The 25,570-nt window shown below is 65.5% G+C and carries 22 protein-coding genes; 16 read left to right on the plus strand and 6 right to left on the minus strand.

Annotated elements, in window-relative coordinates; all coding sequences use genetic code 11:
- The first annotated feature begins 331 nt into the window (after positions 1-331).
- The 7 genes from LZC94_10005 to LZC94_10035 all read left to right on the plus strand — a co-directional run bounded on the left by LZC94_10005 (position 332) and on the right by LZC94_10035 (position 7,214).
- A complete protein-coding gene (locus tag LZC94_10005) occupies positions 332-1,408 on the plus strand; it encodes a hypothetical protein (protein WXB17593.1) in 1,077 nt (358 codons plus the stop codon).
- A 436-nt stretch (positions 1,409-1,844) separates the two neighbouring features.
- Positions 1,845-3,413: a hypothetical protein gene (locus LZC94_10010; GenBank protein ID WXB17594.1), complete on the plus strand. Its 1,569-nt coding sequence runs from the start codon at positions 1,845-1,847 to the stop codon at positions 3,411-3,413.
- 47 nt (positions 3,414-3,460) lie between these two features.
- A complete protein-coding gene (locus tag LZC94_10015; protein ID WXB17595.1) occupies positions 3,461-3,832 on the plus strand; it encodes a hypothetical protein in 372 nt (123 codons plus the stop codon).
- Positions 3,829-4,680, plus strand: coding sequence for a DUF1588 domain-containing protein (locus LZC94_10020; GenBank protein ID WXB17596.1), 852 nt, complete (start codon positions 3,829-3,831; stop codon positions 4,678-4,680). The genes LZC94_10015 and LZC94_10020 overlap by 4 nt, the downstream gene beginning before the upstream one ends.
- A 40-nt stretch (positions 4,681-4,720) precedes the next feature.
- Positions 4,721-4,909 carry a hypothetical protein gene (locus LZC94_10025; GenBank protein ID WXB17597.1) on the plus strand — a complete coding sequence of 63 codons (189 nt, stop codon included), beginning with the start codon at positions 4,721-4,723 and terminating at the stop codon, positions 4,907-4,909.
- Positions 4,910-5,014: 105 nt separating this feature from the next.
- On the plus strand, positions 5,015-5,596 hold the full coding sequence (locus LZC94_10030; GenBank protein WXB17598.1) for a dihydrofolate reductase family protein: 582 nt from the start codon (positions 5,015-5,017) through the stop codon (positions 5,594-5,596).
- Between the two features lie 799 nt (positions 5,597-6,395).
- The gene (locus LZC94_10035) at positions 6,396-7,214 is read left to right on the plus strand and encodes a hypothetical protein (protein ID WXB17599.1); all 819 of its coding nucleotides are present in this window, start codon (positions 6,396-6,398) and stop codon (positions 7,212-7,214) included.
- Between the two features lie 9 nt (positions 7,215-7,223).
- Here LZC94_10035 and LZC94_10040 read toward each other — a convergent pair whose 3' ends face one another.
- Entirely contained in the window at positions 7,224-8,264 is a 1,041-nt protein-coding gene (locus tag LZC94_10040) for a sigma-54 dependent transcriptional regulator (protein WXB17600.1), read from the minus strand.
- Between the two features lie 321 nt (positions 8,265-8,585).
- On the opposite strand from LZC94_10040, the gene dauA reads away from it, so the two are divergent.
- On the plus strand, positions 8,586-10,373 hold the full coding sequence (gene dauA, locus LZC94_10045; GenBank protein ID WXB17601.1) for a C4-dicarboxylic acid transporter DauA: 1,788 nt from the start codon (positions 8,586-8,588) through the stop codon (positions 10,371-10,373).
- On the opposite strand, the gene LZC94_10050 is transcribed toward dauA, so the two are convergent.
- From LZC94_10050 to LZC94_10060, 3 genes are all read right to left on the minus strand, one after another.
- On the minus strand, positions 10,364-11,833 hold the full coding sequence (locus LZC94_10050; protein WXB17602.1) for a DUF1565 domain-containing protein: 1,470 nt from the start codon (positions 11,831-11,833) through the stop codon (positions 10,364-10,366). The two genes, dauA and LZC94_10050, sit on opposite strands and share 10 nt — an antisense overlap.
- 42 nt (positions 11,834-11,875) lie before the next feature.
- Positions 11,876-13,402: an Ig-like domain-containing protein gene (locus tag LZC94_10055; protein WXB17603.1), complete on the minus strand. Its 1,527-nt coding sequence runs from the start codon at positions 13,400-13,402 to the stop codon at positions 11,876-11,878.
- 235 nt (positions 13,403-13,637) lie between these two features.
- A complete protein-coding gene (locus LZC94_10060) occupies positions 13,638-14,621 on the minus strand; it encodes a LysR family transcriptional regulator (protein ID WXB17604.1) in 984 nt (327 codons plus the stop codon).
- Between the two features lie 52 nt (positions 14,622-14,673).
- Here LZC94_10060 and LZC94_10065 point away from each other — a divergent pair, with 52 nt between their 5' ends.
- Together LZC94_10065 and LZC94_10070 are read left to right on the plus strand one after the other, a co-directional pair.
- On the plus strand, positions 14,674-15,378 hold the full coding sequence (locus LZC94_10065) for an NAD(P)H-binding protein (GenBank protein ID WXB17605.1): 705 nt from the start codon (positions 14,674-14,676) through the stop codon (positions 15,376-15,378).
- A gap of 250 nt (positions 15,379-15,628) precedes the next feature.
- Positions 15,629-16,681, plus strand: coding sequence for a chitinase (locus LZC94_10070; GenBank protein WXB17606.1), 1,053 nt, complete (start codon positions 15,629-15,631; stop codon positions 16,679-16,681).
- A 106-nt stretch (positions 16,682-16,787) separates the two neighbouring features.
- Here the strand turns inward: LZC94_10070 and LZC94_10075 are convergent, their stop codons facing one another.
- Positions 16,788-17,678, minus strand: coding sequence for an SDR family oxidoreductase (locus LZC94_10075; GenBank protein ID WXB17607.1), 891 nt, complete (start codon positions 17,676-17,678; stop codon positions 16,788-16,790).
- 120 nt (positions 17,679-17,798) lie between these two features.
- On the opposite strand from LZC94_10075, the gene LZC94_10080 reads away from it, so the two are divergent.
- The 4 genes from LZC94_10080 (at position 17,799) to LZC94_10095 (ending at position 22,369) form a co-directional block, all read left to right on the plus strand.
- Positions 17,799-18,788, plus strand: coding sequence for a LysR family transcriptional regulator (locus LZC94_10080; GenBank protein WXB17608.1), 990 nt, complete (start codon positions 17,799-17,801; stop codon positions 18,786-18,788).
- Between the two features lie 95 nt (positions 18,789-18,883).
- A complete protein-coding gene (locus LZC94_10085) occupies positions 18,884-19,306 on the plus strand; it encodes a hypothetical protein (GenBank protein ID WXB17609.1) in 423 nt (140 codons plus the stop codon).
- Positions 19,307-19,618: 312 nt separating this feature from the next.
- Positions 19,619-22,195 carry a class III lanthionine synthetase LanKC gene (lanKC, locus tag LZC94_10090; protein WXB17610.1) on the plus strand — a complete coding sequence of 859 codons (2,577 nt, stop codon included), beginning with the start codon at positions 19,619-19,621 and terminating at the stop codon, positions 22,193-22,195.
- Positions 22,196-22,231: 36 nt separating this feature from the next.
- Positions 22,232-22,369, plus strand: coding sequence for a SapB/AmfS family lanthipeptide (locus LZC94_10095; protein ID WXB17611.1), 138 nt, complete (start codon positions 22,232-22,234; stop codon positions 22,367-22,369).
- Between the two features lie 112 nt (positions 22,370-22,481).
- Here LZC94_10095 and LZC94_10100 read toward each other — a convergent pair whose 3' ends face one another.
- Entirely contained in the window at positions 22,482-23,264 is a 783-nt protein-coding gene (locus LZC94_10100) for a hypothetical protein (protein WXB17612.1), read from the minus strand.
- Between the two features lie 258 nt (positions 23,265-23,522).
- Between LZC94_10100 and LZC94_10105 the strand changes: the two genes are divergently transcribed.
- Complete coding sequence (locus LZC94_10105) at positions 23,523-24,545, plus strand: sigma-70 family RNA polymerase sigma factor (GenBank protein ID WXB17613.1); 1,023 nt, start codon at positions 23,523-23,525, stop codon at positions 24,543-24,545.
- Positions 24,546-24,927: 382 nt separating this feature from the next.
- Entirely contained in the window at positions 24,928-25,569 is a 642-nt protein-coding gene (locus LZC94_10110; GenBank protein WXB17614.1) for a hypothetical protein, read from the plus strand.
- The last annotated feature ends 1 nt before the right edge of the window (position 25,570 follow it).

The raw sequence follows: 25,570 nt of genomic DNA on the forward strand, positions 1-25,570 counted from the left end.
TGGAGCCGCCCTGAGCGAGCGGGAGAAATCGGATCTCGTGGCGTTCTCGAACATGCTGTAGCGGGCGAGGGCGCCGTCCGAGCGAAGTGTGCTATCGGAGCGGCGCTCGTTTGGGATCATTCGCGCCAATTCGCGGTTGGACCTCTGCGGACGGTTTCGTGGAGGCTTCGGGCGTCTCTGGGCGTGAACGGAATTTCGTTCGCATCGATTGGGGTTATTGGGGTATCGCGCTCGTGTCGAAGTGGTTATGCGTAGTCGTGGAATGGCGATTCGACCTTTGTGGTGGCGAGACGAGCGCGGCGCGAGCGCCACCGAATATGCGCTCCTTCTGATGGCGATTCTGCTGACGGTGGTGGTCGGGTATCGCGCCCTCGGTACGCAGATCGGAAAACGAGTCGCGTGTGCGGCTACGTTTGGCGCGAACTGCGCGGCCGGGAATGGCGAATCTTTCGGAAAGAATGCGCTCGCCAGTGGGGCTACCGAGATCGGGGCGAGCGGGCGCACCGAGACACCGCCGTCGGCTGCGCCCGTGCAACACTACGTGGGGCCCGTTTCGGCGAGCACGTCCGGAGAGCCACCCGGAGGGAACGCCGGAGCCACCGGGCAACCGATACCTGGTCATGCAGGCCTGCCAGGTGACACGTTTCCCCCCGCGGGCAGCCCTCCTCCCGAACCGGTCACGCGCCCTGGAGAGGGGCCATACTACCGCAACGATACGCCCATCGACGCGCCCGTGCAGTTGTCGGAGGACAATCGGCCGGTGGATCCGAGCCCGGGCTGGGAGCAAGCCCGTGTTGCGTTCCTCGGTGATCTCACCGAAAAAGGACGGGCCATCACCATGATGGAGGGGGTGGTCGCCTATTTTGGTACCGTCAAAGATTACGATAGGGCGGCCGAGCTTCTCGGGCATTGGCTCTATGGGCACGGCGAGGCCGTGCGCATCGATGCGCGAAAGATGATTGAGGATTTGCCCTCCTTCGACCGAGCCATTCAGGAGCAGGTCCGCGCGGGCATGACCCATCGTGGAGCGTTCGACAGCGGCTGGAAGTCGGCCAGCGTGGCCGACGCGATGGAGCAAGACATCAAGACCGCCGGCGAGGACAGGCGGGTGCTCGATTGGTACTACGCGCTCAACGGCTACCAATACCGCATTCAGGGCGGCGGCAACGAGACCACCGTCAATGGCGCGCAGTACCGGGAGGTCAAGGTGCAAGTCTTCAAACGATACAATTGGGGCAATCCCAACGGCGGTGTGCATCGCAATGACCTTCAGGCCGGTCCGTTCACCGTCAAACAGAATACCCTCGCCGAGCTCAATCATTACGGTATGGCCCACGACTTCAACGTGTGGGGCGAGACCACCATGCTCGTTCCCGTCAACGGTCAGGGGCCGGTTATTTACCGTTGATCCATGCGCCGCTGCGGGGCGTGCGCGAGGGAGCCGCCGGCGCTGCGCACCGGCGATGACCGCAACGAGCGGGTCGTGCTCCACCGGTCGAGCTGCTCGGAACGATTTAAAGAACCTTCGTCTCGGATGTACCGATGTTTCGACTCGATGGATAGCGCGTAACGTTTCGTTCGTGGAGTTGGTGGTACCTACGTTCGCCCGCCAAATCGCCACTTTCGGAAGAAGGGCCGGTGCGACAAAAAGCGCAATGGCCCTTCGGCTGTGGGAGCGGTATCAACGCGCGCTTCGAGGTTGCCCGGAATGAACGCTCTCTGGCCTCTGCGGATTCGCCACGTGCCGCGCATCGAGCGACATCGGCTCGTGGTTCGTACACGCTCTCGAACGGCTCGCGCGTCGATGGCTGGCGCTCGTGGTCTGTCGCGATCCGGGGCGTGAGATGAGCACCGGGTCCTCCTCCTCCACGTGGGTCCAGCGGCTGGCTCGGGTGCATCGGTGGTTCGGGGTGCCCCTGTCGCTCCTTGTCCTGGTTTGGTTCGTCTCTGGGATCGTCATGACCCTTGGCGGTGGGTTCCCCGAGGTGACCGAGCGGCAGCGTCTCGAACGAAGCGGCCATCTGGTCTCGAGTTTCGATGAGATGGCTGCCGGTGGCGCGGTATGGGTTCCCGACGTCACGGGTGCCGCGGCCTTTCCGGCGGGGGTGGTGCCGAAAGGCTCCGTTCGAATCGTTGCCCGAATGGGGCAGATCATTTGGGAAATCGAGGCCAATCGTGGCATTGCACGCTACGAGGTCGAATCCGGGAGGGCGCTGGGACCGACCTCGGAAGCCCAGGCGCGTGAGCTTGCTGGAGCTTGGCTCGGAAGCGCGCCTGAATGGGCCGTGATCCAGAATACTCCGGACACATGGACCCCGCGCGCCGAATCCCACGGATGGCTTCCGATGCTTCACGCCGCGGCACATGATGGCACCGAGGTTTACGTGTCGCTTCCCGCGGGCCATGTCGTGCAATCCAGCACGGCGCGCGCGCGTGTTCTCGCGTGGCTCGGGGCGATCCCGCATTGGTTGTACGTGGTCCCACTCCGGCGTCATGGCGCGCTCTGGCGATGGTCGATCGTCGCGCTCTCCGGTGTGGGCGCGTGCGCCGCGCTGTCGGGGATCGTTCTCGGCGGGGTGCGCGCTGCAACGCACATGATTCGCCACAGGCAATTCGGCCCGTTCCGCAAGAATGTCTTCGTCTGGCACCACGGCGCTGGGCTCACCGCGGGGGCCTTGGTGTTCACCTGGCTCGTGAGCGGGGCGCTGTCGCTCGATCCCTTTTCGCTCGAACCCTACGGCAGCCCTCGCGCGGGCGACCGCGAACGTGCACGCGGTGGCGCGCTCGAGCCCCGCGCGTTCGTGCGATCCGTGCGCGATGCCGTCGCCGCATGCTCGCCGCATCTCACGGTTCGAAGCCTCGAGCTCGTTCAGATCGTCCGCGAGCCTTTTTACGTCTGCCGAGAGAGCCCCGTTCGGGCCATGATGGTCTCGGCGTCCCACGGAGGCGGCGCGCTCGCGCGCGTTCCTCCCGCGTGGCTCGCCCGCGAGGTCGAGGCGTTGACGGCGGGAGCGCCCTCGCGCGTGACGGAGCTCTCCGCCGCGGACGCTTATTACTATCCAACACACTTCGAGCCGGACCTGCCATTTCCCGTCATGAAAGTCGAATCGGGGTCGATTGCTCATTACGTGGACCTCACGACGGGCCGCGTCCTTCGCCGGCACGACCAAACGAGCCGCACGTATCGATGGCTTTACCACGGGCTTCATAGCCTCGACCTCCCCGCTCTTCTCGCGCGGCCGCTTCTCTGGCGCGTCGTGGTCATCGCCCTTTGTTCCGTGGGGAGCATCGTGGGAGCGACGGGAACGTGGCTCGCCGCACGACGGGCGTGGCGTACGATTGGGCCCGCCCCGTTGCGGGCGAAGACGGGACGAGCGATCTCCTCGACGAAGAAAAATATGGATCATCTCTGATCCGTTTCAAGTGACTTCGAGGGTGCGCTCGCGCTCCGCACGTCGCCATGCGTGGATCGATTGACCCGGCCGGCCGCGTGCTCCACGCGCGCTGCCAAGAGTGGTACGCGAAGCAGCTCGCCACCTTGCTGAGCAAGCTCGGTGAGAAGGACCCGCTCGATCCCGCGCACACGATTTTGGAGAACTCGGTGGTCCTGTGGTGCAGCGAGATCGCCGACGGCCAAGCGCACAACTGCCAATCGCTGCCGCTCGTGATGATGGGCGGCGGCGGCGGATATCTGAAGGGCAAACAGATCGTGAACCTCGGCGCCCGCTCGCACGCGGGCCTGCTCCTGTCGCTCTGCGAGTCGATGGGCGTGAACGGGATCGACGTGGGCAACGGCGGCGCCGCCGGCGCGCTGCGCGAGGTGAAGGCATGAGACCGCGAACGAAGACCTCGGCGAAGACATGGCTGGCCATCCTCGGAGTTGCGGTGCTCGGCGCGGCGGGCTGCGGGAATCGGGATCGCAGCGCCCCGACGAGCGGGGACGAGCCGACGACGCCGGAGGAAGAAGCGGCCGCCCATCAGCCAATCCCCGAGGGAACGTCGATCGGCAAGGTCCAACTGCGACGGCTGACGAAGGCCGAATACGAGAGCTCGATTCGCGACGTCTTCGCGCTCGGGTCCGAGTGGGCCGGCGCTTCGCTCAGCGCGGATCCCTCGTCCAAGAGCGGCTTCGACAACGACGTCGAGCTCCTCGCGATCGACGAGACGCGCGGGGCCGAGCTCGTGGCCGCCGCCGAATCGATCGCCGACCTCCCGCCGCCGCCGCCCAACGCGGGCGAGCCGCCGGTGCCCAAGCCGGGCCTCACCACGCGCGAGCTCTACGAGACCGTGCACTCGACCAAATCGGGTTGCGCCGGGTGCCACCGGCAGATCGATCCGATCGGGTTCGGCCTCGAGCACTTCGACGTAGCGGGCACGTACCGCACGTCCGAGCGCGACAAGCCGATCGACCCGAGCGGCAGCATCACCAACTTCGGCGGAGCGACGCCGGCGTTCGACGATCACAAAGGTCTCGCCAAGCTCCTCGCGGGCTCGCCGCTGGTCGCCGATTGCGTGGGCGGAATGATGGCCTCGTATGCGTTTGGAAGCGGTGAGGGCAAGACGTACACGCTGCCCGAATCGCGCGACGGCTTTCGCAGCGCGACGGTCAGCCTGGTCGATTACTTCTCCAAGCTCGCCGCGGCGCCCCACTTCGTCGTGCGCTTACCCGCTGGCAAGTAGCCGAGCGATCGCGTCGTCCGCGATACCGAGCCGGTGGTTCGTGGCGATGAAAGCCTTTTCCGAGCCGGAAGGTGCGGCCGCAGGCGCGTACCACACCGTTCGCCCCGAGGTCCAGGCGTTCGAAAAACGTTTGGACGCGATCACGCGGCGGCTCGTCGAGACAGCCGAGCTGGACAAAGATGCCGGTCGCCCGCGCCGAGCGCCATTCGTCGATGAGGAGGTGAAATGAATTAACGCTTCGGAGGCGGCAGCGTATGTGTCGATCCTGGCCTCGTTCGTTCGACGCCACGGTAGAAGCACGAAGAGGCCACCTCTCAAGTACGGAGAATCAAGAATGAGAAAGCTCATCGTTTCGGAGTTCATCACGCTCGATGGCGTCATCCAGGCCCCTGGCGGTCCGGACGAGGATCGCGACGGCGGCTTTGCCCACGGCGCTTGGACGCTCCCCTACTGGCACGACGATATCGGTCGTTCGTTCGGGGCGCTCATGAAGGACACGGATGCCTTTCTGCTCGGGCGGCGCACCTATGTCACCCACGCCCAGGCGTTCGAGCCCATGCCGGCCGGCGACGTGTTCGGCGATATGATGAACGCGCCGGCCAAGTACGTCGTCTCCAAAACGCTCGACAAGCCCATCTGGCGCAACACGACCATCATTCGCGACGATGTCGTCAATGCGGTTCGCGCGCTCAAGGCGCAGCCCGGCAAGAACATCCTCACCGACGGGAGCAGCCAGCTGGTGCACACGCTGCTGGAAAACGATCTGGTCGACGAGCTGCATCTTCTCCTCTACCCGATTTCCGTCGGCGGAGGAAAACGCCTGTTCCCTGCGGGCACCGCCCAGAAGTTCGCGCTGCTGGAGACGACGCCGTATCCGACCGGTGTCGTGGGGCTGCACTACAAGCGCGCGGTGTGACCCCGGCCGCTGCCGTAAAGCTGTTTCTCGTGCGACCGCGCTGACGGCATGGGGGCGATCCGCGCGGTCCAGATAGGTCCGACGGCGTCGCCCCCACGAGCGGACCCCGCTCGAGGTACGCGACGCCTTCGTCGGTGAACGTCTTCGGGGCGGCGTTCGTGACGTCCAGCCGGCGAAGGTGAAGCGCGATTTAGACCGAGTCGGCCGCGGAACGTTCCTTTTCTTTCTTCAATTCTTGGGGCATCCACCGCCGCAATCGACGGTGAAGCGAATCGGAGCTCAGCAAACGAGAAGTATTCTCATTTGCGAGAGTCATGATCGAGCTGTGCCCCATCATGTCCGCTGCCCGCGTCTCGTTCGTCTTCGGAGCGGTGCAGAGGGGCGCGTGCCGCGCCGCGTGAGCGATCCGTCACGTCGCGCCACGGGTGGAGCCGCGATCGCGAACACGCGCGCGACGCGCATGCCATGTCCTTTTCGCGCTACCGGAGCGCACGTCGCACGAGGGTGAACGCGCCGATCCCAGTTGAATGGCAGATCTCAACGGTTGCGCAAATCAAATGAAGGTATCGATCCTGGACGATTGATGATTTCGATGAGAGCTCAGCGGGATTGACGCTTCGGACGCGCGATTCTAAAAACAGAATTGCGTGTCGAAGGATCGGCCGTATAAGATCTTGCGAACTATCCCGGAGTGCGGCGCAATGCATTTCACGACGAAGGTGGACACCGCTGCAAACGGCGGTGAGTTGGACCGTGCGGAGGTTGGGCACGCGCGCGGGAGGTTCGATGTAGGATCGTCGTGGCCCCGCGCGTGAGGAAGGGGGCGGAGACGTTACCGGGCGCCCCCATCGAAATGGAGGCCAGCTCGCATTTGCCATGGGGATGCGGCGACGCCATCCGCCTGCCGCGCTCACCCTCGACCGAAGAGATCATCGTGATCATCCCGGATCGTCGCACGTTCGTCGTTGCGGGCGCGCGGTGCCCAGGCGAGTTGGCGGCCGCGGCCGATATCTTATTACGGGCAGCGCGCGTCGTTTCGGGAGAGCGCGAAACGGACGGGGATGCGGGCGCGAAGACCTCGGCTGCGTCGGCGGCCGAGGGCGGGGCCACCGAGGTGGCGGAACGGGATCTCGCGCACCTTGCGGTGGCATTGCGTTACCTGGTCGGGCGAGCGGCGCTGGATGAAGGACCTCCCACACCCCAGTTGGGTACGGGCCCGCCTACGTTCCGCGTCGACGCGGGGGGAACCTTCTTCGTCCTGCCGAATGGCACCAAGGTGTCGTGCCACGCACGCGCCATCGTTCAGCGCCTCCTTCGGGTGCTGACCGAAGGTCGACTGCATTCGCCGGGCGTGCCGCTCAGCGCGAACACGCTCGTGCAGGCGGGATGGCCGGACGAAAAGATTTTATCGTGGGCCGCGAAGAATCGGCTGCGGGTCGCCCTCTCGTGGTTGCGAAAACGAGGATGGGGGTCGAGCTTGATTACCCAGTCCAACGGCTACTTTTTCGACCCCAACGTAACGATCGAGATCATCTCCGACGATGCCATGGGCATCCATCCGAGCCGCCGCGCAAACGTGCTTTCAAACGACCTCCTTCGAGCCGGGCCGCGCAAATGAGCCTTCGGGTCAAGGTGTGATGGTCGAGGCCGAGGGGTCGACCCGCCGCGTGTCGGGCACCGCGCGCGAGGCATAGCGCTGCATCGTTCGAACGCTGATCCCCAGACGACGCGCCGCCCGCGAGCGGTTGCCGCCCTCGAGGTCCAGCGCCGCGCGAAGGATCCGATCGATCGTGCCCTCGAGGGGTTCATCGAGCCGTATTTCGAGGATCTCGGCGCCGGGCGCGATGCGTGGTTCGCCGCGCGTCGGCGCCGTTTGGGGTGCGGCCTCGCGTATGGGGGGCGGAAGATCGCGCGTGCGAATCTGCTTTCCGTCGCGCAGCAGGCAGACGAGCTCCACCAGATTTCGTAGCTCGCGGACATTGCCGGGCCATGGGTAATTGCGGAGCGCCGCCATCGCGGCTCGGGTGAACCGGGGAGGCTTGGTCCCGTGTTGGACCGATAGCGTTTCGACGAACTGGCGCACCAGGATGGGCAAATCGGCTTGTCGGTCGCGAAGGGGAGGGACGTTCAAGCTGATGCCCTGGATGCGGTAAAAGAGATCGGCCCGGAATCGTCCTGTTTTGACCTCGGCTTCGAGGGGACGCAATGTGGCGGTGACGAGCCGTACATCGACGGCGATTTTGGTCGTCCCGCCGACCCTCATGAATTTACGGTTTTCCAGGAACCTCAGGAGCTTCGCTTGAACGCCGATGGGCATCTCGCCCAGCTCGTCCAAGAACAACGTGCCGCCGGCCGCCGCCTCCACCTTGCCGCGCGCGCGGTCGTTGGCGCCCGTGAAGGCGCCTTTTTCGTGGCCGAATAGCTCGCTCTCGAACAGCGCCTCCGGAATGGCGGCGCAATTGATGGGGATGAACGGGCCGCGGCAGCGGGCGGATCGATCGTGGATGCGGCGCGCCAGCACCTCCTTTCCCGTGCCGCTCTCTCCGATGAACGTGACGATGACATCCTTGTCGGCCACCTTGCGGATGATGCGGTCGAGGTTGCGCATGGCAGCCGATCGCAGGACTGGCTGGAGGACGACGTCGAGCTGCCGCTTCGAACGGGGCATGCCATTCAAGATAGAACGGGTCACGCCTCTCCCTGGAAGCTTCGAGGTGCGGCATCGGACAATTTGGCCGATCGCGGCAGCGTCGTCGCGAACGAAGCGCGGTATGTGTGCGCCGATCGGCGTTGGCCGCCTTTCAAAGAGTACGACAAATTGTCGTATGTGCGATTCGGGAGGTCCGGCCGGACGGACGCGCTCGCGATCGACCTGAACCCGAGCGAAAATACCGGCTGGTACCGTCATTGCTGGTCTCGGGTGCGAGCCCGGGCGATCCGCGCCCTACCGCAGCCATGCGACTTCGCACCTCCCGGAGGAAGGGACACGATGACGACACTGGAAAGTCCACCTCGCAGCCGCGCGTTCCGAAAAGAGCTAGCCCCCGGAAAAGCCGGCGCGATGGCCGCCGTGCCGATCGGGGCAGCCCTTCGTCGCGTGTTCGCGAAAGGGTACGGGATCGCCGATCTGCGCTCGGACGTGTTGGCGGGTGCCGTGGTCGGCATCGTGGCCTTGCCCCTCTCGATGGCGCTGGCCATCGCGGTGGGCACGCCGCCTCAGCACGGCCTTTACACCGCCATCGTCGCCGGTGCGGTCGTGGCCTTGCTCGGTGGGTGCAAATTTCAGGTGACCGGCCCGACGGCCGCGTTCGTGGTGATCCTGGCGCCGATCGTTGCCAAGCACGGGATCGGGGGGTTGCTGACGGCGGGGCTCTTGGCCGGGCTCCTGCTCATCGCCATGGGGCTCGCGCGCCTCGGGAGCTTGATTCAGTACATCCCGTACCCGGTGACGACGGGCTTTACCACGGGCATCGCGACCGTCATCGCGACCTTGCAGATCAAGGACGTGTTCGGGCTCCTGCCGGATTCGATGCCCGAGCACTACGTCGATAAAGTCGCCGCGCTTTGGCGGGCCAGGGGGACGGCGCACGCGGGTGAGTTTGGCGTGGCGGCCGTGACCCTCGCGCTCCTTCTGCTCATTCCGCGGATCATCGAGAAGGTTCCGGCGCCGCTCATCGCCATTGGCGGCGCAGCGCTCGTCTCGGCGCTGCTTCACGCGGCCTATCCGGCGTTCGCGGTCGCCACCATCGGAAGCCGATTTCACACCGTGGTGGGCGGCGTGGAGATCGCGGGTATTCCGTCCGTGCTCCCGTCGCCCTCTCTGCCGTGGGGCACGGGCGGGCTGACCTTCGGGCTCGTTCACGACCTACTTCCGGCCGCATTGGCCATCGCCATGCTGGGCGCGATCGAGTCGCTCCTGTCGGCGGTGATCGCCGACGGTATGACCCATACGCGGCACGATCCGAACACGGAGCTGGTGGCGCTCGGGGTGGGAAATGTCGTCGCGCCGATCTTTGGGGGCATCGCCGCCACGGGGGCGCTCGCCCGAACCGCGACGAACATTCGCGCGGGGGCGCGCTCTCCGTTTGCATCGGTCACGCACGCCGCCGTGGTTCTCTTGGCGATGCTCGCGCTGGGCCGGTGGATGGCGTACGTGCCCATGGCCTCGCTCGCCGCGCTCTTGCTTCTCGTGGCGTGGAACATGTCCGAGGTTCACAGCTTCGTCGGTATCATCAAAGTTGCACCGAAGAGCGATGTCTTCGTGCTCGTGACGTGCTTTTTGCTCACGGTCTTCTTCGATATGGTGGTCGCTGTCTCCACGGGCTTCGTGCTCGCGGCCATCTTGTTCATGCGGCGCATGGCCGAGCTCACGCAGTCTCGTTTGGAGCTCGACGCCACGCGCGAGGGCGGAAAGGTCGCCTTGCCCGAAGGGGTCATGCTCTACGCGATCAACGGCCCGCTCTTCTTCGGTGGAGCCCAGAAGGCCATGGGCGCGCTCCACTCGGTCCAGGGGGACTCGTTTCGCGTGCTCATCATCGATTTGGGGCGCGTCCCCGTCATCGACGCGACGGGGCTCGTGGCGCTCGAGAACGCGATGGCTAGGGTGCTCCGCTGGAAGAAGAAGGTCGTCCTCGCGGGGCCCCTGCCGAAGCCGCGGCGAATCTTCGACAAGGCCAAATTGGAGACGAAGTACATGGGGCTCGCCATCACCCCCGACTTGGATGCGGCGATCGCGCTCTCGGGTGGCCTTGCCCTCGAGCCCCCGATTCAGAACTGAATGCTGCAGTTGGCTTGAAGGTCGAAGTTCGACGGCTTCGCGGGAGACGTCGGGCCTTGCACGAGCTGGGCGTCGTACGATCCGAACACGTCGGCGCCTTGCACGTTGGGGCGCCAGCGGTTGCCGACGGCTTGGACCGTCGGGGTTCCGTAGCCGATCCAGAGCGCGGTCTCGCCGGCGAGGAAGCTGTTCTCTCCAGGATCGTCCACGGTGCCGAGATCGACGTTCGCGCGCGGGATCCACACGCCGGACCCCGTCACTTGGATCTCGCTCTTTCGTAGGGTGAGCGAGGCATTGTACTCCGTGTGCACGCCCGAGCTCCCATGGATTCTCGTGTTGGAGATGGTGGCGACGCTATTCTCCTTGAGCCAAATCGTCGTCAGCCGCGCTTCGAGGAAGCTCTCTTCGACGGTCAGCTGTCCGGTGTTGTGGATGGCCCCGGTGGTGTTCTCGATCGTCGAGCGCCGGATCGTGAGGTTGCTCGACGGGTCCATGGCCATGGCGCCGAACCCCGATAGGTTGGTCACGCGAACGCTGTCGGCGGTGAGGGTCGCGCTGCCGGCCACGGTGATCTGGCTCGAGGCGCAAAATACGCTCGGGATCGGGCCTGCGAAGGTGCTGTTGCTCACGTTCACCGCAGCGCCCGCGGCGGCCAGGACGCTCGCGACCCCCAGCATGGAGAAGGACACCCCGCTGATGGTCGCCTTCCCGAGCTGCGTCACGAACACGCCCGCGAGGTTCATGCAGTCGCCCGTGCCGCGCGGTGTGACGTGGATGCCCCCGCCGTTCATCTCGAGCTCGGCGTGGCCGAGGACATGAACGCCCACGCCCGTGATCTCCTCGAACGTGACGCTATGCAAATACGCCTTTGCGGTATCTGCGAGCTGAAATCCGCCGCCGCCTTCGATGCGCACATCGGTCGCCCTCAAGGTCCCGGCCGTCGCACGGACCGCCTCCTTGAATGCGCGGAAGACGACCCCCCGCAGTTGGGCGCTGCCCGTGAGCTCGAGGCCCGATGCCTGCGGCGCGCCCGCGATCTGCGCGCTTCCTTGGGCGAGGGCCTCGAGGGTGACCCCGTCGGCGATCTTCTGCGGCCACACCTCGCCGTTCGCGGCATCGTAGGTGCCGTCGCCGAGGTAGACGGTTTGTCCTTTTTTGGCGATGGCCAGCGCCTCTTTCAGGGTCTTCACCGGCCTTTCGCGCGTGCCCGGGTTCGCGTCGTTGCCCTGGGCCGGCGACGCAAACACGTCGCACGCCGTGTCGGTGCGTGGGAGGCAGCCGCGCGGGCCTCCGTCGGGAGCAGGCTGCGCATCGGGAGCCCCCGCGTCCTCCGCGGGCGGTCGATTCGACGGCTGCGCATCGGAGCTGCCGCAGCCATCGAGGGCGGCGACGAGGCCGGAGTACGCGACGAGGAAGGCCAAGTGGGAATATCGAAGATAATTGCGACCGAGAGAGCTCATGAGTGTGCGCCTTCGAGAGGAATCGATGCCCGCCGTGGGGGCTCAATGATTGACGCGGTACACGGGGCCGCCGGAATCGACCGTGACGATGGGGGAGCCATCCGATTCGACCGCCAGAGAGTCATCGTATCCGCCATATGGAACCAAAAAAGACGGCCCGACCAGGCTCCAATCCTTTCGCGTCACATCGGCGACATGAAACGACGCTGCGTTGTCCACGTCCTCCGCCTGCCGCCAAAGTGCGAAGAGGTGGCCTTCGCGGCCCCGTACGAAGTGGGTAAGGCTCACATCGTAACGCGAGGCGCCGAGGGGCTGGCCGACCTGCACCCATTTTCCACCGTCGAGGCGTGCGACGCGAAGATCGGACTCGGTCCCCGCGGCCGTGGCCATCAAAGCGAACAGTTCGCCCGCGTCATCGAAGGCCAGGCGCACGAGCGAAGCGCTCCGGCCGTCGAGGGAAGGGTCGGGGCCGGCGGGGACCCATGCGCCGCTCGAGAACTTGCGCACCAACGCGCTTCCGCCGGATGGGCCGCGCGCGGTCACGCTGACGTAAGGAGTCCCTTCTTTGTCCACGGCGACCGACGGCGATCCGACGTAGCCTTCCGACAGGCTCGTGACTCGGCCGAGCGAGCGCCATTGGTTTCCGTCGAAGGCCCAAACCACGGTGAAGTATCCCTCTTCGCCCGCAGTGCTGTCGGCGAAGGCGACGAACATTCGGCCCGTGGCGTCGATGGCCATCGCACGGTGCTCTTGTCGATGGGAGGTTTTGGTGATTCCAAATGGATAGCCAACGTTCTTCCAGTCGGTGCCCGACCACCTCCGAACGCGCATGCGGTAGTTGCCGCTCGACTCTTCGGGGACGAACACCACCGGCGCACCTTGCGGATCGGCGGCGATCGAGTACGGCGCGATGTCGTCGACGAAGCCGATGTCGCCGAGCGTGTGCCACGTTCCTTGGGGGCCGTCGATGCGGCTCACGAAGGGGCGCAATCGATGGGATGCGTCGTACCTCCCATGAATGGCGTGGATCTGCCCGTCGGGTCCGCCCGCCAAGTAGATCGCCGAGTGGCTGGCGTCGAGCGAACCGCGTCCCACGGCGTGCCAATAGGGGATTTTCCAACTCCACGCCGGCTTGGGCGCAAATGGCTTGCCGTCGAGCGTGGAAATGTCGCCGAAGGTCGCGAACACCTCGGCCGGCGCCGAAAAGGGGCTCGTCGGGGTGACGGTGAGGGTGCGCCGGTCGGCGGAGAGCGCGGCCGTCGATGCGATGGCGGCGCCATCGGCCCGGAAGAGCGAGACGGGGTTGGGGGAGATCTGGACGGGCTCCGAAAATGTGATTCGAATCGGATCGCGCACGCCGACATTCTCGTCTTTGTTTGCAGGCGAAAAGGTGGCGGTGAGGGGAGCGGGGGCATCCGGCTCCGCGTCGCCAGGCCCCGCGTCGCGGGGATCGGCCGTCTTTGCGTCCGGCCCTGCGTCGGCGGTTCCGCTATCGTGCGGCGAAGGGGTCGCGTCATTGGAGTCACATGCCCAAAGGCCGCTACCCGCTACGGCGACGGCCAAAGCCATTTTCCAAGCCAAGAACGAAGCGCGCATCGCTTGCGAAGGTGGACTTTTCGCATGCTGCCGTCAACGCCTCGCCACGGGGGGCGAACATGAATTCTCGGCGGTCCGCACATGTATCCGGCCTGCTACAGCCGCGTGTTCGCGACGCGGTCCATTTCGACCAAATACCCAATGGAGAGCCGGCCGGGGCGCGCGGGCCGACGAATCGCGCCCGAAGATGCGACGTCGCCCGTGGGCGTCATCGATCGACGGCCCCGCCTCGCTTCGAGCCCGACGACGGCGCGCCGGCGCTCGGCTCCAGAACGGCCCGCACGACGGCGCGCAGTTGCTCCCGAACCCACGTGAGCGCCGCGTCGCGCTCGGATTTGGCGTGCCACACCATGGATACGGGATATGCGGTCATGGCAACGGGTGGCTCGGCCGTGCGAAGCCCGTACGTCTGCGCCACCACCGCCGCCGCGATGTGCGGCAAGGTCGCGATGAGCGGCCGGCCCTTGACGAGGGCGCCCAGGGGACTGAATCCGGAGACCGTGGCGATCAAACGGCGCTTCTTCCCTTGGGCGCGGAGCGCCTCGTCGACCAGGCCCACCAGATCGCCGGTGATGCTCGCCATCACGTGGGGCGTCGCGAGGAATCGCCTCATCGTGAGCGGCGGTCGCACGTGAGCAGGATCGAAGATCGAAACGAACCGCTGCCGATAGAGCTCCTCGGAGACGAGCGCGGCGCCCGGTTTGGGCAGCACACCGATGGCGATGTCCGTCTCTCCGCGCTCGAGCAAGGGGAGCCCCGTGTACCAATTGTTGCTCTGCACGACGAGGATCACGCCCGGCGCTTTTCGTTGAATCTCGTCCAAGAGGCGAGGCAGGAGCCACACGTCCAAATCGTCGGCCAGGGCCAGGCGGACGATTCGGGATGCCGTCTTCGGATCGAACTCGGTCGCGTCGAAGACCGCGCCGTGCACCAGGTCCAGGGCCTTTTGCACCAGCGGCTCGATCGCCGTCGCCTTCGACGTGGGCTCGACCCCGGTCGCCACCTTGACGAAGAGGTCGTCCTTGAAGAGCACGCGAAGCCGCCCCAGCGCCATGCTCACCGCCGATTGACCGACGAACAACCGCTTCGCGGCGCGCTTCACGCTGCGCTCTCGGAATACGGTGGCGAACACCACGAGCAGGTTGAGATCGATCTGGCGGAGGACTCGATAGTCAGTAAGGTTGAACATCATTGTCAAGATTATCAACTACCTTGATGATGCGCACCACCCTAAAACACGGCGCATGAACATCGGAATCATCGGAGCTACGGGGAACATCGGCCGGCGCATCGCAGACGAAGCGCTGCGGCGCGGACATCGGGTGACGGCCATCGCGCGCGACGCGTCGCGTGTTCCGCCGGAAAAGAGCGGCAAAGTCGCGTGGAAGGTGGCCGACGTGTTCGACCCCGAGGGCCTCGCGCGGGCGCTCGACGACGTCGACGTCCTGGTCAGCACCTACCAACCCGGCAACGCGTCCATCGACATCGCCGACACCATCCAGCGCTCGATCGCGGATCCTTCGGTGTACGCGGCGGCCGCCCGGTCCATGCTGCGGGCCATCGAGCGCACGCGCCCGAGCATGCGCCTCATCGTGGTCGGCGGCGCGGGGAGCCTGGAGATCCGGCCCGGGCTCGCGTTGGTCGACTCGCCGGACGCGGAGGCGCGATTGGAGAAGCTCGGTATCCCCAAGGAATACAAAGTGGCGGTCGAGGGGCACCGCGACGCGCTGAACGTGCTCCGGCTCTCCAATCGCAATTGGACCTACGTGAGCCCGGCGGAGCAAATCCGCGCGGGCGAGCGCACCGGCCGCTTTCGGCTGGGCGACAATCAGCCGGTGCTGGACCGAGATGGGGAGAGCCGCATCTCGTACGAAGATCTCGCGGTCGCGTTGATCGACGAAGTGGAGATTCCAAAGTACGTCCAAAGGCGTTTCACCCTCGGGTATTGATGCGCGAGGGGGGGCCGAAATGGCGCCGCCGTACCGCCCGGTCCTCGAATCATGGCTGAGCTGAGCTGCTCCGCGATGTACGCTCGCGCTGCCGAAAAATGCGGGGCAATGTATGGACCCTTCCCCCCGTCTCCGGCATTTGCCGTCCCTTTCCTGTGCAGAATTTCGCGCGGCCCGAGCTAGTGTGCGCTCGCTCGGATTGGGGACGGGGGATTGTCCCGTTCCGCGAGCCAGAAAGGACAATACGGATATGCGTCGTTTGCTTTCGTGCTTGATGGGGCTCGGTTTGGTGGTGGCAGGGGGGGCTCCGGCGGCGGCGGCGGAGGTCGCCGAAGAGGCGGTTTTGGCGGACACTTGTCCGGTCAAATCTCGGCCGACGGGGAAGGTCCTCCAGGGGTACTGGGAGAACTGGGATGGGGCGGCCAATGGTGTTCATCCGCCATTTGGTTGGGTTCCAATCAACGACAGCCGGATTCTCGCCCACGGCTACAATGTGATCAACGCGGCGTTCCCGGTGATCCTCAACGATGGCACGGCCCTCTGGGAGGATGGGATGGATGCCACGGTCAAGGTGTCCACGCCCGCCCAGATGTGCGCGGCCAAGGACGCCGGGGCCACCATTCTGATGTCCATCGGTGGGGCGGCCGCCGGCATCGACCTCAACTCGACGGCGGTGGCCGACAAGTTCGTGGCCACCATCGTGCCGATCCTCAAGAAGTACAACTTCGACGGCATCGACATCGACATCGAGACGGGTCTGACCAGCTCCGGGAACATCAATACACTGTCCACGTCGCAGAAGAACCTGATCCGGATCATCGATGGCGTGCTCGCGCAGATGCCATCGAACTTCGGGCTGACGATGGCGCCCGAAACGGCGTATGTCACGGGCGGCAGCATCGTGTACGGGTCGATCTGGGGAGCCTATCTGCCGATCATCAAGAAGTACGCCGACAATGGGCGACTCTGGTGGCTGAATATGCAGTACTACAATGGAAGCATGTACGGTTGCCGCGGTGATTCGTACCAGGCAGGGACGGTCCAAGGCTTTACCGTGCAGACGAATTGCTTGGACACGGGCCTGGTGGTGCAGGGGGTGACCATTCGGGTGCCGCTCGACAAGCAGGTCCCGGGTTTGCCGGCGCAGCCGGGCGCGGGTGGCGGCTACATGTCTCCCAATCTGGTATCGCAGGCCTACAACAGTGTCCGCGGCCTGAAGGGGCTGATGACCTGGTCGATCAACTGGGACGGCTCGAGGAACTGGACCTTCGGCAACAACGTGAAGGCCTTGCAGGGTAGATGACCCGCGGAGGGGCCCGAGGTCGGGCCGGGCCCTCCGCCATTTTGGGATTTCGTGGTTGGTCTGCGGGTAGTAAGCGCGGTTTGGATGCGCGCAGCGCCTCGGATGCTCATTCGAAGTAGTAAGGCTGGTCGATGTCGGCGATCAATCCGGGGAACGTGGGTCGCCACTGCAATCGTTCCCGCGTTTGCTGGCTCGAGGCCGTGACGTTCATCGCGGCGAAGTGCGCGAACCAGGTGAAGTGCGCGGCGGCTTCCTCTCGGCTCTTGGAGACGACGGGGATATTCAATCGCCGTCCGATGACCTCGGCGATCTCCCGAAACGGTACGCCTTCCTCGGCGATCGCGTGGTAGTAAGCGCCGGGGGTCCTTCGCTCGACGGCGAGGCGATACACCTTCGCGGCGTCGGTCCGGTGGACCGCGGGCCATCGATTCTGGCCGTCGGCGATATAGGCCGAGATACCTTTGTCGCGCGCAAGATCGATGAGCATCGGTACGAAGGCGTGGTCACCTTTGCCGTGCGTCGACAGCGGGAGGCGGACGACGGACACGTTCACGCCGCGATCCATCGAGGCGCGCGCGGCCTCCTCCGTCGCGGCGCGCGGGCTCGGGTTGGGCGATCGCGGCATCGTCTGCTCGGTCACGACGTGCCCCGTGGGGAGCACCCCGAGGGCCGAGGTGACGATCAGAGGGCGGCTCGAGCCGTGGAGCGCGGAGCCGAGCACCTCGATCACCTTGCGATCGATTTCGCACTTGGCGGCGTACTTTGCATAGTCGTGGTTGAATCCGGTATGGATGACGGCGTCTGCCTCGGAGGCGCCGCGCCGGAGGCTGTCGGGCTCCTCGAGATCTCCGCGGTACGTGATGGCGCCGAGGTCGGAGATGGCTTTTGCGGCCGAGTCGGAGCGAGCGAGCCCCACGACCTCATGACCGGCCTGGAGGAGCTCCCGAACGACCTCGGTTCCAACGAATCCCGAGGCTCCCGTAACGAAGATACGCATGATGTTCTCAATCCTTGGTGCGCGCCCATCGCGGGCGATTCGATGTCGACGGGGAGAGCATGGGCCATGGGCGAGCATGTCTCAATCCGCATGCTCGTCATGCTATGCATGACGGAAAGTATGGCTAAGCAAACGAACAAGAATGGGCTCGAAGGGCTCGGTGTGCTGCGGGCGGTCGTGGAGGCCGGGAGCTTCATGGGCGCAGGCGAGGCGCTCGGCCTGACGCAGCCGGCGGTCAGCCGCTCGATCGGGCGCCTCGAAGCTCGGATCGGCGTGCGGATCTTCCAGCGGTCGGCGCGCTCGATCGCGCTGACCGACGAAGGGGGCCGCTTTTACGAGTCCATCGCCCCGCATCTGCGGGCCATCGAGGAGGCGACGAACGAGGCCGGGCGCTCGCTCGCCAAGGTGCGCGGGCGGCTCCGCGTGAACGTCGATCCGGGGACCGCTCAATTCGTTCTGATGCCGCGCCTGGGGCCCTTCATGGCCATGCACCCCGAGCTCTTCGTCGAGCTCGCGGTGCGCGATCGCATCGGTGATCTGATCCGGGATGGAATCGACGTCGCCGTTCGCTTGGGCAATCCGGAGCCGTCCGCGCTGAAGGCTCGGCTGCTCATGCACACGCGCGTCGTCACGTGCGCGTCACCGGAGTACCTCGAGCAGCACGGCACGCCGCGGCGGCCGCTCGATCTCGAGAAGCATCGGTGCGTGCTGATGCGCGATCCCACGACGGGGAGCCACTTTGGTTGGGTGTTCGTCCGCGGCAAAGACGTGGTGCCCGTGAATGTGAAAGGCCAGATCATGGTGAATCACTTCGGGCCGATGCTGGCCGCGTGCCTCGCCGGACAAGGGATCGCGCAGTTCTCCCATCTCCATGTGCGCGAGGCCCTCGCCCATGGGCAGCTCGTGCAGGTGTTGCCCGGATGGGCGGACGAGACATATCCGCTTTATGCGCTCTATCATTCGGCGCAGAACATGTCGGCCAAGATTCGAGCCTTCGTCGACTATGTGGTCGCGATCACCCAAGACGAAGCGGGCGGGGCCGCGCCTCGACGGGCGAGCCGGCGGGGCGTCTTTCGAGACAACCGGGGTGCACGCGCGGCCGATAAGTAGATCAGTCGATCCATAGAGGACGCGGGCCCGTTTTGACCAACGGGCTCGATCCGAGAATGTCACATTGGCAACGATAGAATGAGGAGAATGAGACCATGGTCGCTTTTGGGAAAGTGTCACTGGTTGGACTTGGCGCCATCGCAGGCATCGTTTCGGTCATGGGCGTGCGCCTCGCGTCGGCCCAGTCTCCGACGAGCACCGCCGCAGCAGCCACCGCCGTGCTGACGGCCGATACGGACGTTGCGCAGCTCCGCGGGGGCTACATCACGAACTCGAGTGGAATGAAGCTGGTCGCCAGCGGGCCGTTCGTGCTCACGGACCTGGCGGCGGCGCGGGCAGGAACGCAAATGAGGGTCTATGTCGTGCCCGGAAGCGCGTGCCCGACGTCCAATATCCTCCCCACGTTCGAAACCGAAGTCGCGAGCCACGGTATGCGCATCGGGGTTCCCACCGGTTCCGTCGCCTGCATTCCCGGCTCGAACTCCAACATGTCCTGGGCCGGCTTCGTGCCGTACTGAGGATCGAGAGGGCTCACCTTTCGCGCGCCGCAACGGACGTTGCGCGTGGCGCGAAAGGGTGGGCTTGCAGCGCATATCGAAAGTTGGGCTGTTGGCATGAGCGCCCCGGATCGCTTGAGGTCTCCGTTTCGGGCTTCGATGTCGAGAGTACTCGTTTGCCGAGCGTTAAACGAAAGTCCTTGATCCGTTGTCTGATTTGAAATTAACGTTACATGAATAGCTGTCGTCGTAGCTCGCGTCACAACCAGACGGTCGACACCACACTCAATTTCCCCATTTGACTGGCGTTTTTTTTGCCAAGTGGAGGATTCGATGGATGCATCTTACGAGGCCTACTGCCTCGCCGATCCGTTTTTTTACGAATCGCCCGCCCGGATGGACCGCGAAGGCTGTGACGATTTTGCGCTGGCGAATCGGGCGTTGCCTGCGGGATGGCAGCGCCATGTCGACGATACGTGGGTTCGCTTCCGGCCGGATGACATATCCCTTCCGCAGCAGGGGTGGAAGGTCCACGTGTCGGGATGTATGGGCAACGCCAATCGCATTTTGGAAGCGGTGTGGGAATATTGCGTGCCCGCGCGGATTGCTTTCAAGTTTTTGCGTGGTCCGGCCATTCACTTCGTGCGGAATACGAAATACGCGCAGCGCAACGGCAGCGGTAAACTGGTGACCATCTATCCGGCGGATGAAGCTGCGCTCGCCATCGTTCTTCATGAATTGAACGAGCGTATCGGCGGTGAGCCGGGGCCCTACATTTTGAGCGATTTACGGTATGCCCGCGGTCCGCTCTATGTGCGTTATGGAAATTTCGCGCAGCGAACGTGCCGCGATGCGCGCGGCGTGCAGGTGTCGGCCATCGCCGATCCCGACGGGAAGCTCGTCCCCGACGTTCGCGGGCCGGTCTTTGCACCGCCCGTGTGGGTCCGTTTGCCGGAGTTTTTGCGGCCGCACGTGGAGGCGCGCAACGCGATCAAGGCGGATGGTTTACCTTATCAGGTCGAGTCGGCGCTGCATTTCTCCAACGGCGGCGGCGTGTACTTGGGGCGCCATCGCGATACCGGAGAGCGCGTCGTCATCAAAGAGGCGCGGCCGTATGCGGGGCTATCGTTGGGAGGTTTGGATGCCGTCGCGCGCCTCGAGAGGGAGAGGGATACGCTCCAGCGCCTCGCGGGCATCGAGGCCGTGCCGCGCGTTCTCGGATACCATGTCGTGGGGGAGCATCATTTTCTCATCGAAGAGCTGATCGATGGGGTCGCGCTCAATCGGGCCCAGGTTCAGCGCTATCCGCTCCTCACCGCGACCCCGGATCCGGCGGCGATCGCCGAATATACGGAGTGGGCGCTGCGCATTCATGCGCAGGCCGCGCGGGCGCTCGAAGAAATTCATGCGCGGGATATCGTCTTCGGGGACTTGCACCCGCGCAACATCATGATTGGGCCCGATGGGCGATTGACCTTGGTCGACTTCGAGGTCGCGTTCGATGTGAGCCGCGATCCAGGGCCGATGCTCGGCGCGCCGGGGTTTACGGCCCCGTCGGAGCGCACGGGCTTCGAGCGGGATGCGTATTCGCTGGCGTGTCTGCGGCTCGCGTTGTTCTTGCCCATCACGACCCTCTTGCGGGCCGACCCGAGCAAGGTCTTCGAGTTGGTGGATACGATCGTGGAGCATTTTCCGGTGGAGCGAAGCATGCTCCTCGAGGACGCCGCGATCGTCCTGGGTCGAGCCTACGGCGATGCGCCGCGACGGCGCGAGACGAGGGAGCTGCCGGATGCGTTCGACTGGCCGCTCATGCGGCGATCGCTGGCGGCGGCCATCGTGGCCTCGGCGACCCCCGAGCGGGACGATCGACTTTTTCCGGGCGACCCTGCGCAGTTTCGCGTGGGCGGGTGCGGCCTGGCACACGGTGCGGCGGGGGTCCTGTATGCGCTGGCCATGACGGGGGCGGGGACCTTCCCGCCATTCGAAGAATGGCTCGTGCGCCAAGTGAAGCGTGGCCCCCACAAGGGTAGCGGCTGGGGATTTTACCATGGTCTGCACGGCGTGGCGCATGTGCTCGACCGCCTCGGTCATCGTGCGGAGGCGTTGGCCATCGTCGAGCGCGGCCTCCGGGAGCTGCCGGGGGAGCTCGGGTTGGATCTCGCCGAGGGGCTCTCGGGGATCGCGCTCAACCTCGACCACCTTGGAGAGGCCGCGGGGGATTCGACCTTGCGTGGGGAGGCGCTGCGGCTCGCGCAGAACATCGCCGATCGGCTCGGGGGGGTCGAGCAGGTGGGGCCCATCAGCGGGGGGAAGTTTCCGTATGCCGGCTTGATGCTGGGGGCCTCGGGGCCGGCGCTGCTCTTCGTTCATCTGTACGAGCAGACACGTGATTCCGTATTTCTCGATCACGCGGCGGTGGCCCTTCGTCAGGATTTGCGCCGGTGCATCGCGAGGCCCGATGGGTGCTTGCAGGTCAACGAAGGGTGGCGGCGTTTGCCTTACCTCGACGGCGGCAGCACGGGAATCGGTCTGGTCCTCGATCGGTATTTGGCGCATCGCCACGATGAGGCATTTGCCGAAGCCAGCGCGGGAATTCGGATCGCCGCGCGATCGAGGTTCTACGTTCAACCCGGCTTGCTCCGCGGGCGCGCCGGCATGGTCCTTTATTCGAGTCAGCTTCATGGCGCCGGTGCGGCGATCGCCGACCCGGAGGTGCGCGAACAGGTTCGTCGCCTGAATTGGCACGCGCTCTCGTATCGCGGGCACCTCGCGTTTCCCGGCGATCAATTGCTGCGGCTCTCCATGGATCTGGCCACCGGCAACGCCGGGGTGCTCCTCGCGCTCGGCGCTGCCTGTCACGGGGAGCCCGTGCATTTGCCGTTTCTTGCGCCGGCTTCCGTCTCGCTCTGATCGTCGAACAACGTTACAAGAAAGGGAACGAGTCTCATGTCCATCCTCGATTTGCAGGCCATCGAAGACGCTTCGGAAGTCGAAACCAGCGACGATTCGTTTGCAGCAGGCAGCGATCTGAGCGTCCTCGGCGACTGTGGTGACAGCGGGATCAGCTTGCTCCTCTGCGGTTGATCCACGGCAGGTGATACACGGCAGTTGATCCATTCGCGACGGCCCGGGCTCTGGATGATCTCCAGGGCCCGGGGTTTTTGGTGCGCGCGGTGATCCGGCGGACGGCTTCGATTCAATGGAGATCGAGGACGATGTCGTCGTAGCGAAAGCGCCACGTGGATGTGTTTTCCGTCGCCCACACGATGCCGAGTTTGAGCTCGATGTCGGAGACGGACCAATCGGCCTTTATTTCATTGTCGATGACGAGGGTGCCGTCCAGGCGTGCGGCGATCCGCCGCGCGGGTACGTCGATTCGAATGTCGAGATGGGACCATGTGCCGGCCCTCGGTTGACGATCCACGAAGAGGTAGTTTCGATACTGGGGCGCCGAGCCGTCGGGGTTCATGATGCGTTCTTCGATGCTCGAGCCGTCCGCTCCCAGGTAAACGTCCATCTTGCGTGAATCGGGCTGGTCGGGGTGGCCCTCGATGCTCACCACGCTTGCCACCTGGGAAGGGATGTATCGTTCCATGAGGACGTCGAATGACATGCGAATGTTCCGCGGTCGCCCGGCGTCGAAGGTCCGAAACATGTAGGCTCGCCGATCCATCGAGCCCGTGGCCACCTCCGAGATGAACGACAGGGGGGCCGAAGACCAAGCGCCGGGATCGGCCGCCACGAAATCGGGTCGCTTGAACAGAAGCTCGAAATCGGTGCTGTAGAGCCGCCCGTCGTCGAAGTCGCGGCAAAAGGTGGGCGAGGGGTGAAGGCCTTGGCAGTAGGGGGTGCCGCAATCGGCGGTGCACGATCCTCCGCCGTCCGCGCTCGTGTCGCCCAGACCCCCATCGGACGCTGCGCCCGTGCCTCCGGTCATGCCGTCCCACGAAGTCAAGAACGAGCATGCCGTCAAGGCCATGACTGCCAGTCCAGCCAGCGCGCCCCAACGCCGTTTTCCCATCGCACGAGCATCGCCGCGTGCGGCCTCTCTTGCAAACGAGAGCGTACCGGGAGCAGCCGCAGAGCCCGTCGGGCTCAGGGAACCGTGGGATCACGGCGTGGGGCATGCACTCACGGGGAGCACGGCGTAGGGCGTGCACTCTCGGGGCGTGAAAAAAAACGGGTGGGGCGGTCACACTCTCGTGCTCTCGTACGAGGAGCGAATGTGCCCCGAACCGTGACGTCCCATTGGTCCTCGTCCACCTTCCGCGAAGCCCTCGTCGCGCTCGTGCGCCGTCGTGTTCCCGAGAAGGATGCCGAGGATGTCGTTCAGTCGACGTTGGCCGAGGCTCTGGCATCGCAGACGCGCCCCAGCGAGCCGGAGGCGCTGCGTCAGTGGATCTATGGCATCGCACGGCATAAGGTGGCCGACTACCATCGGCGCGCGCGGCGAGAGGTCTTCGACGTTCCCGAGATCCCCGTCCATGTATCGTCGGAAGAGGCCGACGATCTTTTGCGGTGGGCGGCGCGTGAGCTCCCGAGCGGGCGCGATGCGCAGCAGACGCTCGAGTGGCTTTTGCGCGAGGGCGAGGGCGAAAAGCTCGAGTCGATCGCCGATGGGGAAAAGCTGCCCGCGGCGCGCGTTCGCCAGCGGGTGAGCCGCTTGCGGAGGCATTTCGTGGCGCGCCGGGCTGCGCAAATGGCCGCGCTGGCGGCGCTCGGGATCGTGGGGATCCTGGTCGTCCTCTGGTTGGCGCGCGCGCGGCGACCGGCGCCCGATGCGCCGATGGCGCAAGATATCGGCCCCGAGGTGCCGAAGGAGCCGACACCGCACGAGCGCGCCTTGAACGAGCGCGACGAAGGTCTCGCGCTTTGCGAACGCGGGGAGTGGCGCGCGTGCCTCGACTCGCTGGATCGCGCCGCCACGTTGGAGCCCGAGATCGCGAAGGATCCCGCGGTGGAGAGCGCGCGAGACGCTGCGCGAAAGATCGTGGCGCCCGAGCTCGTGCCGCAGGACTTGTCGGCCCCCGTGCCGACGGCGCCGCCCGTGCCGACGGCGCCGCCGCCGCCCGTGCCGACGGCGCCGCCGTCCGTGCCGACGACGGCGCCGTCGTCCGTTCCGACGACGTCGGCGCCGCCCGTGCGAAGACCTCAGCGTCGCTCGAGCTCGAGCGATGCGCCTTGGACGCCGGCGGCGCCGCCAAAGCCAGGGGACTCCTACGGCGGTGTGGGTACCCCCTCCCTCGGCACGAAGAAGTAGTACGCCCCGCGGGGGTGTGCGGAGTCGGTCCGCTCGCGAACGTGTCGAGGCGCCCGTGCGCGATGCTTGGGGCTGGGAGCGTCGCGGGCCACGAATCCGCGCGCGGTGATCGGCGCGGGCACGTCACGAGTTGGCGCGCACGTGAATCGGCGCGGGGCATGTCACGAAATGGCTTTCACCGACGATGGAGAGGGTGAAAGCGCGCGCCGCATCGGGCGGCGCGGCGCTCCTGCGGAGGAGCGGCGATATGTATCCTTTGACTCGGCGCGCGCGGCGCGCACCCGTGGTGGTTTGTCTTTTATTCGGATTGACGTTGATGGTGACGGGATATTCCAGAGCGAATGGTGCGGAAACGGCGCACGATGCCCGCGGCGAAGGGCGAATGACGCTTCGGGATGGCCGATTGCCCATTTACGCGTTTTCCCCGTCGGGCGACGTGTCTCGGACGCCGCCGCGCGCCCGTCCGATAACCGTTTATCTTCATGGCATGTGCGGCGATCCCGGCAACGGGTGCGCCCATTTTCGAGACGGCGTGGTGGAGTCGTCGTGGCTCCTGTGCCCGAGCGCCCCCACGCCATGCACCGGCGGCGGTGCGATCTGGACCGGGTCCAGCGACGATCGCGCCAAGGTCATCGGCGACGCGGAGCAGCGGCTCGTGGCGAGGTACGCGGACGCGGTCGACGTGTCGCCCGGAAGTCGCGTCCTCGTCGGTTTTTCGCAGGGGGCGTACCTTGCACGCGATCTTCTTCGCAGCCAGCCCGGGCGCTACCGCGCGGTGATGTTCATCGGCGCCGACGTACGACCCGCCGCCGAGACGCTCCGCGCTGCAGGCGTGCGGCGCGCCGTCTTCGCCTCGGGGCGGTTCGATGGGACGCGCCGCGCACTCGAAAATGCCGCCGCGGCGCTCGTCCAAGAGGGATACGCGGCGCGCTTCGTGGATCTCGGGCCGGTGGGGCACACCTATGTTCCCGCACGCGAAGAGCCGGTGTTGCGCGACGCCCTCGCGTGGCTCGAAGAGGATTGAC

The organism is Sorangiineae bacterium MSr11954 (assembly GCA_037157815.1).
Lineage (GTDB): Bacteria > Myxococcota_A > Polyangia > Polyangiales > Polyangiaceae > Pendulispora > Pendulispora albinea.